General features: G+C 45.4%; 9 protein-coding genes and 1 pseudogene. 6 read left to right on the top strand and 4 right to left on the bottom strand.

The annotated features are described in order from the left end of the window. Positions 1-29 precede the first annotated feature (29 nt). Complete coding sequence (locus tag ACIQXR_RS16480) at positions 30-1,214, bottom strand: YhgE/Pip domain-containing protein (RefSeq protein WP_402874200.1); 1,185 nt, start codon at positions 1,212-1,214, stop codon at positions 30-32. A gap of 267 nt (positions 1,215-1,481) precedes the next feature. On the opposite strand from ACIQXR_RS16480, the gene ACIQXR_RS16485 reads away from it, so the two are divergent. Next, entirely contained in the window at positions 1,482-2,024 is a 543-nt protein-coding gene (locus ACIQXR_RS16485; RefSeq protein WP_403080469.1) for a hypothetical protein, read from the top strand. Between the two features lie 150 nt (positions 2,025-2,174). Here the strand turns inward: ACIQXR_RS16485 and ACIQXR_RS16490 are convergent, their stop codons facing one another. The 3 genes from ACIQXR_RS16490 to ACIQXR_RS16500 all read right to left on the bottom strand — a co-directional run bounded on the left by ACIQXR_RS16490 (position 2,175) and on the right by ACIQXR_RS16500 (position 5,067). Then, complete coding sequence (locus ACIQXR_RS16490) at positions 2,175-2,540, bottom strand: hypothetical protein (RefSeq protein ID WP_402874205.1); 366 nt, start codon at positions 2,538-2,540, stop codon at positions 2,175-2,177. Positions 2,541-2,783: 243 nt separating this feature from the next. Continuing rightward, positions 2,784-3,419, bottom strand: coding sequence for a 2OG-Fe(II) oxygenase (locus tag ACIQXR_RS16495; RefSeq protein ID WP_402874208.1), 636 nt, complete (start codon positions 3,417-3,419; stop codon positions 2,784-2,786). Between the two features lie 178 nt (positions 3,420-3,597). Then, positions 3,598-5,067 carry a serine hydrolase domain-containing protein gene (locus ACIQXR_RS16500; RefSeq protein ID WP_402874211.1) on the bottom strand — a complete coding sequence of 490 codons (1,470 nt, stop codon included), beginning with the start codon at positions 5,065-5,067 and terminating at the stop codon, positions 3,598-3,600. A 322-nt stretch (positions 5,068-5,389) separates the two neighbouring features. Here ACIQXR_RS16500 and ACIQXR_RS16505 point away from each other — a divergent pair, with 322 nt between their 5' ends. The 5 genes and pseudogenes from ACIQXR_RS16505 to ACIQXR_RS16525 all read left to right on the top strand — a co-directional run. Then, complete coding sequence (locus tag ACIQXR_RS16505; RefSeq protein WP_402874214.1) at positions 5,390-5,635, top strand: hypothetical protein; 246 nt, start codon at positions 5,390-5,392, stop codon at positions 5,633-5,635. Between the two features lie 137 nt (positions 5,636-5,772). Beyond that, positions 5,773-7,719 carry a putative thiazole-containing bacteriocin maturation protein gene (locus ACIQXR_RS16510; RefSeq protein ID WP_403080471.1) on the top strand — a complete coding sequence of 649 codons (1,947 nt, stop codon included), beginning with the start codon at positions 5,773-5,775 and terminating at the stop codon, positions 7,717-7,719. 14 nt (positions 7,720-7,733) lie between these two features. Next, a complete protein-coding gene (locus ACIQXR_RS16515; protein ID WP_403080490.1) occupies positions 7,734-9,650 on the top strand; it encodes a TOMM precursor leader peptide-binding protein in 1,917 nt (638 codons plus the stop codon). A 21-nt stretch (positions 9,651-9,671) separates the two neighbouring features. Further along, positions 9,672-11,231, top strand: coding sequence for a SagB family peptide dehydrogenase (locus ACIQXR_RS16520; protein ID WP_402957361.1), 1,560 nt, complete (start codon positions 9,672-9,674; stop codon positions 11,229-11,231). Positions 11,232-11,413: 182 nt separating this feature from the next. Beyond that, positions 11,414-11,784 (top strand): annotated as a pseudogene (locus ACIQXR_RS16525) (hypothetical protein); the annotation flags it as partial.

Raw genomic sequence — 11,784 nt, forward strand, 5'->3', positions numbered from 1 at the left:
ATCCTTATTATAGCAAACGAAGCGGGAATTTAAGCGGTCTTTGCAGCTTCTGTTTCCGGTTGTACCACTTGATTATCCAATGGAACTTTTTTGTGGACAAAGGCCACGATGAGCATGTTGATGAACATGGCACCCAGACCGACGGCTACCATGGACCAAATAAACGGACTTGGACTCGTGGTGCTATATAGGTTGGCAAAGTATGCTTGCACCGAGTAATACATAGGTGAAATGTGGCTCATCCATTCATACGGTGCATACATCATATCACGTGACACGGTGGCACCATTTGCGATGGTTTGTGTTAATAAGATCGGGATGTTTAACACCATACCACCATCTCCAACCAAGAATACCAAAATGGCTGTAAAGTTGAAACATACCATATAGTTCAAGATTTGTTGACCTAGCGTGCTGAGGAATAGGTCTCCACTTGGTTCATTCACTAAATAAGTGATGCCTAGGGCAACGAAGGAGGAAACAACGGCAACCAATAAGGCAGTCATTTGTACATACATGAATAGTCGTGTCTTGCTCGCTTTTCCACGGCTCTGTCTGAATGAGGTCACTAATTGCATCGCACCGATCATGGCACCTACATATCCTGCCATCGTCAAGAACATCGGTAACATATTGTGGTGCATGCCATCTGGCACTTCATTGATCGTTACGATGTTTCCTGAATACGCCGTTTCGATTTGTTTCGCCATTTCAGCCGCTTTTTCTTCCGGTAAATTGAAGTTCATCAATACGCCTTGAGCGGTTTGTTGTGAGAATTGTGCGCTCAACTGATTGTTAATTTCCTTAACGACGGAAGTCATAGTTGAGGAAACAACGGTTGGTCCTGCTTCATTCACTGTAAAGTCAATGCTTGATGACGTTTCGCCATTTTGCATATCCGCAGAGAATGTTTTCGGGATGTGTACGACTAGCGCTAAATCGTTCTTATTTAGATCTTTTAACGCTTGTTTATTTGTTACATCTGTTTCGATTTCTTTAAACGGTAAGTTTTCTTTCAATTGGCTGGCAATCTTGTCTCCGTATTCACCAGCATCATCATTGACGATGGCAACCGGCAATTGATCGATATTTCCTGGAATGGCCGAATAACCAGGTAAGAAAATGCCTAGCATACAAAGGCCATAGAAAATCCCCATGAAAATGGCAGCAATGGAACCTTGTGTCTTTAAGAAATGTTTATATTTAAACTTCATTTGTTGCATCCATCCTTCTTCAAATATATTCTGGTTTAACTACTTTAATTTGAGTACTTTAATTGAACCGCTTCATCAGTCTACTCGAATCCTTTTTTAAAGTCAATAAAAAATTACGATACTAAACATCAGGAAAGTCTCCCTTATGTCGCTGGTGCCAAGCGTGAGTGTATATGTATGTAAGTATGGTTTTTACAGTATGGTTACTGTTTTGCTTTTGTGTATAATGGGATTATATGTAAAATATTTCGGGTAGGGGGAGCTTTTTTGAAAAGTAAAATCGCTTATATAGCTTGTTTAGTGTGTTTACTCGTGATTAGTGGATGTACCTCATCCAAGGGGCAAGAACCGGAGAAAACAGACGAGGTAAGCGTGATTGATGAGACTCCAAGTTTCGTAACGGATAAAGACCTAGATCAAATTGACTGGGAGCGGAAAGCTGTCGAATTTCGTACATCGACAAACGCCAAGGTAATCGGTAACGAAAACAGGCTTGGCATCATAGGGCCTGAATTAAAGGCAAATAAAGTGGAGAAATGGTTGTGGCACTTTTGGGGAATGGATAAGGGCGTAGCGACATTCGTCGGATATCATCGGAACACGTCAACCATCCATTCCGTATTAATTGATGGAGAGTGGTCCAGAAGCTTGACGGGGAGTAGTGCCGTGAATGGAGCCGATGGGAGTGTACCTTCGAATGTCATGTTGCCGGATGCGGGTGAATGGGCCATTTTGGTTTATTCGGATGGTGAATTATTCGATACATTGGTGATGGATGTGAAGGAGGAACAGCACACAAGTCATAAATGATTCTCGAAGGAGTGGACGATTCGGAACACAAGGGGATTTTTGAACAAATAAAAAAGATCACCGAATAAGTGGTCTTCTTTGATGAATCCTATGGAACGAATGCCCTCGTTAGGGGAAGTCATCGTTTTACCGACTTGCCAGGTCAGTGGTCTACCTATTCATCATAAGGATAAATACTAGCACGACGATGACAAAGGCTATGATAACGGATAGCCATCCAATTTTCACTTTTGCTAATAGACGGTCAACAATAAAGAATGAGATGGCAGAAACAAGACTTAGAATTTGTAAGACGAATCCGAATAAACAGTGAAATAAGAAGGAGAGAATTTCACGAGTGTAAGCCTTTTTAGAAATCTGCCTACTCAGCCAGTCACTAAAGAAGGAAGTGATCACTCCGTAGATAATGACAATCATAAGATTTAAATAATATAAATTCATAAATGCATTCAAATCAAAGCCACCAAGCGATGAAAGGACCAATGCAAATAACAAACTACTAAGAAAAGCAGTCAATAGTTTTCTCTTTAAAATAATAGGAATGTTCTCCTCTCTAATTTCGATTGCTCCAACAGCAACCCATGTAATATCTATATCTAGCCCTTCTTTTATTACCGTTCGTTCATCGGTAATAAAACCAAAATAAAAAAAGACTGAAGAGAGGGGTTTGATCTCAGCTTTTGGGAGGATGCTTTCCCCAAAAGCCTACCTCTTACCTCTACTTACAGTTTGAAGGCACACCGGCATTGAAGTTTTTGTCTAGATCTGTTTCTGTTTTCTCATCCATTGTGTCGCTACCCATTTTTCTCCTGTTAGGACCGGGGCTCCACCGTGTAAGGTTTGTTCATTTACATGTTGATCATCATAGAAATACTCGAAGTACACGGCCATTCCCTTTTGGGGAGATACAGAGAGATTTAGTTTAGGAAAGAACGTTTCCCCGCCTTCCTCCACATCATTCAAGTACATGATGATGGTGCTAATTCTATTATTTTTTGCAGCTTTACTGGAAGATGCGAAAAAATCATAATGGGCCTTATACTCTTGGCCAGGTGTATACTTTAGAATTTGAATACCATCCCCATGTTCAACGGGTACATTCATAATAGAAGAAACTCTTTTTTCAATGGTCGTGATGAGGTCATTTTCCTTGTCCTGGAAGTACATGCTACTGCTTGTCCGCATCTCATTTACTTCGCGTGTATCACCGATTTTGGAACGGTTCAGTTTATCTTTGGACAAACTGATTAATTCGTCACATTCTTCGTCACTTAACACATTCCCCAAAACGGCGATGAGCGGTTCTTCTAATCTAGTAAGGATCGTAATCTCTCTATCTTCTGTTTTGATTGTATTTCCCTTATGGGTGAAAATAGTCTGTTCTTTGTTATCCATGGTCGTTCACTCCCTTAATGAATGAATTTTCGGAAAAATCCATCAGTCTATTTGGCTTTTTAGCGATAAATGATTATATCACGAACCTTTCGAATAACGGAAATTTTTTACTTTGGTATATATTATTAGTACGAAAGGTTTTTTGTGGAACGATGGTGTGAATCCCCACCATCGTTTTTCATGCATTCAAATGGGTTTTCCGCGCAGTTCGTATGCCTTTCCCCAATGTAACGACTCCCACCATCAAAAGGAGCAAAGGCAGTCCAAATAATAGGTGACCGATTCCAGGAGCAAATAGTGTAACTGTAGATAAAGGACCGAATAGATAAGGGAAATTGATTAAAATACTCAACGGAATCAGCCAGTAAACCATGACGAGGAACATCCTATGGAGAATACGTAGGAATCCGTGTACTTCTCGTGGTTTAGGTTTGAATATTCTATAGATTGACCAGACAATCAGGGTCACGAATCCCAATATAATCAGATCAATCACTGCATATTTCATAAATGGGTGGTCAGTGGGGCTAGGGGGTTCTTCATGATGTACGAGCTTGTTCACTCCGCTTATGATCGAATCATATTCATTGAGGTTGAAATAATCCATTGAATTAATCTGTAGGCTGATGCCATACTGCCCGTCTAAGATCACTTTTGAGTAGGTGTTTTCTGTCCATCCATTATGGGAGACTTCATCATCCTTCACTTCCCATCCCATTGCGTAGTACGTATCATCCCCTATGTATGATGATGGCTGATGCAAGGTGTTCATGCCATTCTTCGATAAAATGCCTTTTCCATTGAATGTGCCATGATTCAATTGGGCGATCATATAATTTGCCATATCTTCCGCACTAGAAATGATGTAACCGGAAGGAACCGATCCCTCGTGTTTCAATTGCTTGGTCGGTAGCTTCCATCCAAATACCGTCTGATAACCGCCCGCAATGGCATGGTTTGCAACATCTTTAGGGTCACCGTAGGTATTCTTCATTTCAAGCGGCTTGAATATGAATTCATTTAGATAGTCTTTATATGATAGATTTGTCACTTCTTCAATGACTAAACCTAAGATGTCGTAATTTAGATTCGAATATTCATAGCGGTCACCGGCAGGGTGCTTCAATTCAATCTCTTCCAAGCCTTTGACATGTTCTTTCAATGTCTTATCTCCCTGTGAGATAGCCACTTGGCCGTCATATGTGGAAAGACCGCTCGTATGATTCAGTAAGTGCTGAATCGTGATTTTCCCAGAAGCCTCCTTATCGGCAAGATGAAACCAGGGGATATACAATTGCACGGGATCTTGTAATCGTATTTTTCCCTGATCCACTAACTGCATAAGGGCAAGTGCCGTAAATGATTTACTGACGGACCCAAGAACGATGGGGGTTTCCGAAGTCATTTCAGTTCCATTTTGGTTGGCCACACCATATCCTTGCACGTATTCCACCCGATCTCCCTCTACGATGGCCAATGAAGCTCCCTGAATCTTGAGACGCTCGATTTCATTTGCCATAAACTCATCAATAGCGGAAGAATCCAGTTTTCTTGACGCCTGTTCGTTTCCCAACACAACTCCGGAAACACTTGTCAGGACGAGCAGTATGGTCAGTATGAAACTAATTATCTTATGTCTTTTTCGCATCTTCTCATTTTCCTTTCTCTATCAAGTGCAAAATATCTTTCTTGAATCATTGTAAGGATTTAACAAAAGTGGGTCAATGAATTCCAGATAAATAGATTCGTTGATGGCTCGTGCACTACTTTGCTGTTCGCCTTTGATAAGTAAATATTCCGTGAAGATTTCGGGGGAACGCATGAAAATGGGCATCTGAATCAGTAGCAATACCCATTCCGAGTACATATTTTGTGTGGAGAGAGTACTTGGAGGATAGGGAAAATCTATAGGCCATTTTTTCCGTACTCCTTCGTTATTTTTGATTAATTTAAATATGGAGGTTTTATACATGAATGAGTTTCAAAATCAGCTTCAAATGTTGAATGTCGACCCACAATTCCAGGCCAGTCAGCCGGTCCCTTGGGATCCGAATCAATTTCAGCATCAGCATTCCATGGAAGATTCCCGTCTTATCCCGTTAGGGTGTTTTGGTTGCCTTGGTTGTTTCGGATGCTTTTTCTTCGGAGGCATCGGAGGGTGTGGCGGATGTGGACGTTGCGGAGGGTGTGGACGTTGCGGTCGTTGCGGTCGCTAATCGATTTTCAGAGAAGAACCGACCCCTGCAGAATGCCTGCAGGGGCTTTTCTCCATGGAATTAGACATAAGAGACAAATTGTCATACATACGATTAGAGGGATAGCTAAGTAAAGCTTGTTGGTTAGGAGGTTCGAGATGAAGAATTTGACCCCTTCTATGCGTCTGAAAGTGAATAGGGATACGTTTTTTCTCCCTGAACCAAATGGGGAAGTGTATTTTCGGAATAATGTAAGTTCTTTCCGTATGGAAGGACGTACCATCGTTCAATGGATTGAACAGTTAATACCCATGTTTAACGGGGAACATGCATTGAGTGATTTGACGGATGGATTGCCTGGGCCATACCGGAATCGGGTCATGGAGATTGCCGAAGTTCTGTACAAGAACGGGTTCGTTCGGGATATCAGTCAAGATGCCCCACACCAGTTGACGGATCGGATTGTGGATAAGTATGCGTCTCAGATTGCGTTTTTGGATAGTGTCGGCGATTCGGGAGCCCGTCGTTTTCAGGATTATCGTCAGCTGAAAGTATTGGCGATTGGTTCAGGTCCGTTTTTCGTATCACTGGTATCCGCGTTGCTTGAATCTGGATTGCCTGCTTTTCATATTCATATAAAGGATTCGGAATCGACGAATAGAAAGCGACTGAATGAAATTGTTGCCCATTTCCGTACAACAGACGAGGACGTGGCGGTGGAGGAGGTTTCCCAGAGTCAGGAGGGGGAAAGAGCTTGGCAGGAAATAATCCGGCCATATGATTATATCGTGTCTGTGTCACAAGATGGAGAGGTGGAGGAACTGCGGGCGCTGCACGCGGCTTGCAGGCAAGAAGAGAAGATGTTTTTCCCTGCACTGAGTCTGAATCAAATTGGTCTTGCCGGTCCGATGGTGAACGGGGAATCGCTTTCCTGCTGGGAGTCTGCCTGGCGCCGTTTACATCAGTCTTCCCTGATTACCGATCAAGAGGCTGCCTCTTTTTCCTCCACGGCGGGTGCGCTCCTCGCAAATGTACTGGCGTTCGAGTTATTCAAAAGGAGTACGGGAGTGAGCGAATCGGATCAGAGCAATCAACTTTACCTGCTTGATATGGAAACCTTGGAAGGAAGCTGGCACACCTTTTTGCCCCACCCGTTTGTCACGGGCACGGCGGCTGCAAGATGGGTGACGGATTTCGACTTGAGATTGAACCAGCAATCAAGCCGAGGCGAACGGGGTAAGTTGTTTATGTCCTTTGGCCGAATGACTTCCAGCCAATCGGGCATCTTCCATAGCTGGGAAGAAGGAGAGCTGAAGCAACTGCCGTTAGCTCAATGCCGTGTCCAAGTGGTTGATCCGATGTCTATGGGTCCAGCTGAATTGTTGCCAGCGATCATTTGCTCGGAATTATTGCATGAAGAAGCGAGGAGGGAAGCGGGCTTAACGGGAGTCGAAGTGTATGCCACGGAAACGGTCAGCCATCTTGGTCCGACTTTACCTCAATGGGATGGAGTAGGTGTAGAAGGATTCGTCGGCGTTGGTACGGGAGAGACGTTCGCGGAGTGTATGTGCCGGGGGTTGTACAAGTGTTTGGACGAGGAATTAACCAAGCGAAGCAACGAAAAGCACGCCTGTGGTCGAATTCAGTTGGAGGTCATAGACGATGAGCGCTGCCGGTATTACTTGCAGGCGTTGACAAGAATGGCAGGTGACCCCGTGATTGCGTTAGGAGAGGAAGTATTCGGTTTCCCTGTCGTATGGGTCGGTACGGGGGATGAGTGGTACGGATGTGTAGGGCTGAATAGTACGCAGGCTTTACGGAATGCTTTACAGCAGGCACTCATGGCCATTCAAAACGAAAAGGGGGGCTACAAGAAGCAGGGTTTGAAAGCTTCATCCGTGCTTATGGAAAAAAGGACGCCGTTGACCCTTAGGATTGCGTCGTATGAAGAATCAAGAGAATCGGAAGTGCTGCAGGAGGCCTTGCAAGTGCTGGATTGGAACGGAAAGCGGCTATTGGCCTTCGAACTGGAATTGGAACCTGTTTTGAAAGAGGAGCTGGCAGGGGTATTTGGTGTGTTGCTGCGAGAGGAGGGATCAAGGTGAAGCCTGTCATCTTGATGGTCGGAGAAGGAGTGTTGGTGGACCTGGTGTACGGAATATTGTCAGACGAATACGAAATCATTCGCCAGGTCGACTTTTTGACAGAGATACCCGAAACGGCTGAACTGGCTCTCATGCTGCAGGATGCCTGGGATCCTTCTGCCCATCTAAAGGCGGAGGAAGTCCTCGACATTCCATGGTTACGGGGCTTTGTGTCATTTGGTGAAGGGATGGTTGGGCCACTAGTGCGGATGGAGAAGGAAGGGTGCTCGCAATGCGCGGATCTACGGCATCTCATGGCGGGGCGCGATCGGAAAGAAATGTGGGCCATCCAAAAGCAATTACAGGAGAATGGAGGGAAGCAAGATGACCCGGCGGCATCGCGCACGGGACTGTTACAAATGGCTTACCTGATTGGAGAAGAGGTGCAGCGGGTGACGGAAGGGACTGGGGCCCGGTCGGAATATGCTGTAGCCTTGATCAACATGAAGACACTGAATATTTCCTGGCATCCTTTTTTAGCGGATCCAATCTGCCCGGTCTGTAGTCCCATTCCCGATGATTCTTCAAGGGCGGCCCGAATTTCGTTACAACCAAGTCCGAAGGTGGATCCCGATGGCTACCGCACCCGTTCAATGACTGAGCTAAGTCAGGTGCTGGCCAAGGATTATCTCGATCCCCGGATGGGTTTTCTGAATAATAAGATGGTCGATCTTGTGCCGCCATTTGCCGATGTCAGTGTGAGTCTTCCTTTGTTCATGGGGGATGAAGGGACAGCGGGGCGGACTAATTCCTATGCGGTTAGCGAGATGACTGCGATTTTGGAAGGATTGGAGCGGTATTGTGGTCTTGAACCACGGGGAAAGCGGACCGTTGTCCATGACAGCTACAATAATCTGAAAGATGAGGCCCTGGATCCCAGCAAGCTTGGTGTCCACACCGATGAAATGTATGAAATGCCTGGTTTTCCTTTCAAGCGTTTTCATCCGGATTCCCCAATCAACTGGGTTTGGAGCTATTCTTTTTTACAAGAGCGTCCAATTTTGGTTCCAGAGCTGGTGGCTTATTATAGCTTGGGCTGCGGGGAGGGGTTTGTTTATGAAACGTCCAATGGCTGCGCATTAGGAGGCAGTTTGGAAGAAGCGATTTTGTACGGGATTTTCGAAGTGGTGGAACGCGATTCCTTTCTATTGACCTGGTACGCTAAGCTCCCGCTTCCCCGCCTTGACCCGTATTCGGCCAATGACGAAGAACTGGCATTGATGATGGACCGGGCACGGGCAGCGGCGGGATATGACATCCATTTGTATAACGCGACGATGGAACATGGCATCCCAAGTGTCTGGGCGATGGCGAAAAACAGGAAAGGAAAAGGATTGAACCTCATTTGTGCGGGTGGTGCCCATTTGGATCCCATCCGGGCGGCGAAAAGTGCGATTCATGAGTTGGCGGGCATGATGCTGACCCTTGACGATAAATTCGAGGCGAATCAGGAAGAGTATGAGAAGATGCTCGCTGACCCGTACTTAGTCCAGCAGATGGATGATCATGGCATGCTGTTTGGGTTACGGCAAGCGGAAGAACGGTTGCACTTTTTATTGGATGATCGACGGCCGTTGCGTACGTTCGACGAGGAATTCTTGGCCGGGGTGAAACATGCCGATTTAATGGATGACCTACAGGACGTGCTTTTACAGTTGCAACAGCATGGCCTTGATGTGCTTGTCGTGGATCAAACGACGCCGGAACTGAAAAAGAACGGATTACATTGCGTGAAAGTGCTGATACCGGGCATGCTCCCGATGACATTCGGTCATCACCTGACCCGCGTTACAGGACTCGATAGGGTTTTGCAGGTTCCCGTGGAACTAGGATATGCGAAGCAGCCGCTGACAATCGAACAGCTTAATCAAGATCCGCATCCATTTCCATAAGCGGTGGTAAGGAGGCAGGGGATGAATCTAGATCAATTTTTGCATAATCTTCAGTTTGACACAGCGAAGGTCAGACCGCCTGACTGGGAAGTGGATTGGGAGGATGCGCCACTTTCCTATAAACTTTACCGTGACTTGCCTGTGTTCCCTTTTTCGCCGGAAGTGCCGCTGACATTGGAAGCCTGCCAAACATCATCCCAGCCTGACTTCAAGGCTATCGGTCACTTTCTTTGGTATGTATTCGGCCTTGCTCAAGTGAGCCAGTTCATGAATGATCCGGAACAAATGGACTTCATGCAGTCGTTCCGCCGTTTTGCGCCTTCAGGGGGAGCATTGTATCCAAACGAACTGTACATCTACCTGAAAATCGAGGAGTTGCCTGCTGGCGTGTACCATTATGATGTGGCACACCATCGTTTGGTATTAGTGCGGGAAGGTAATTTTGATGACTATCTGGACCAGGCCCTTGGCGGTCGTTGCGATATGACAACGTGTTTCGGAACGGTCTTCGTGTCGACGATGTTTTGGAAAAACTTCTATAAGTACCACGATTTTTCCTATCGCCTGCAAGGATTGGACGCAGGTGTCCTGATGGGTCAGTTATTGGAGGTGGCGAAGAGGTTCGGCTTCTCGACTGGCGTGTCCTTTCAATTCCTGGACCGGGCCATTAATCACTTAATTGGATTATCTGAACAAGAAGAAAGCACATATGCCGCCATTCTTTTATCTGTGGAAGCTACAAATGGAGTCACGTTTGGAAGTAAAATAGATCGTGCTGTCACGGCGGTTGAATTATGTAGAGAGCTGCCTGCCATATCACATACCCATTATGTTCGGTCACAGACAATCATAGAGTATCCAATGTTGATTCAGATGAATGAAGCATCCATGATTGACTCCACTCGATCCATTCGGAAAATCGAAGCAAAGGAAGCGCGAAGTGGAAAAGGTATGGGGAGTATAGATTTGCCAGCAGTGGAGCGGTTGTCGTATGACCTGGCTACTATTTGCCGTAAGCGGTTTTCCCCGGAAATGGATTTCGTTTTAGGGAAGGTGAGCAAGATTCAACTCGCCACACTGTTGCAAGAGGCTTCGGCATCTTTTTCGTATACCAATGATGTGGATGAGACGCAAGAACACGACGTCTCCATCTATGCCTGTTTGCATCAAATGGAAGATATTTCAGATGGTGCTTATGTTTATGATAGAGCAAATCATGCATTACGGCTTGTGCGACAAGGTGATCAGCGAACTCAGTTGCAATACGCCATGTCACTGGATAATGTGAATTTACTGCAAGTTCCAATCTGCCTGCATGTGGCAGGGAATAGAGATCACCGCAAAAAGGAGCTAAGCTACAGGGGATACCGCATCCAACAGATGGAAGCGGGAATGCTCGTCCAACGATTACTTTTAGTAGCGACAGCCTTGGATATGGGAGGTCATCCTTTGCTTGGGTTCGATGTGAACGTATGTGATGACATTTATAAAAAAGGACTGCATGAAAAAACAACGCTCATCCAAATACCAATCGGACCGTATCGAGGGCGACCTTGGCTAAAAGGCAGCTTGCATGGTTAGCTTATGGATGGAGGAGTGTAGGAAAAATAAACTCTTGAATACCAAATGAATGGATCCAACTCAACCCCTACTTTTTTCATAAAGAGGGGTTTTCTTTATTATGAAGAGATAGAGAGTTTGTCCAATCCAATTGATTTCTCCACTCATAAGATAGTGAGAAACTATTAAAGGAGTGAAGAATATTGAGTAAATGTAGTAAATGTGGACATGAAAATTGTCGTTGCAAATCAAAGAAGTGCAAGGATTGTGGGCACAAAAAATGCCGGTGCGAAGGAAAATCAAAACAAAGTATCAAACAAAATGTAAAAGTTAGTGTTTCTGCAGGAGTAGGGGCAACAGGAGCCACGGGAGCAACAGGAGCAACAGGAGCAACAGGAGCAACAGGAGCAACAGGAGCAACCGGAGCAACGGGAGCAACAGGAGCAACAGGGGCCACGGGAGCAACAGGGGCAACCGGGGCAACAGGAGCAACCGGAGCAACAGGAGCAACAGGGGCAACAGGAGCAACAGGAGCAACAGGAGCAACAGGAGCAACAGGAGCAACCGGAGCAAC

Origin of the sequence: Peribacillus sp. NPDC097224 (assembly GCF_044761985.1) — a bacterium.
Classification (GTDB): Bacteria; Bacillota; Bacilli; order Bacillales; family DSM-1321; genus Peribacillus.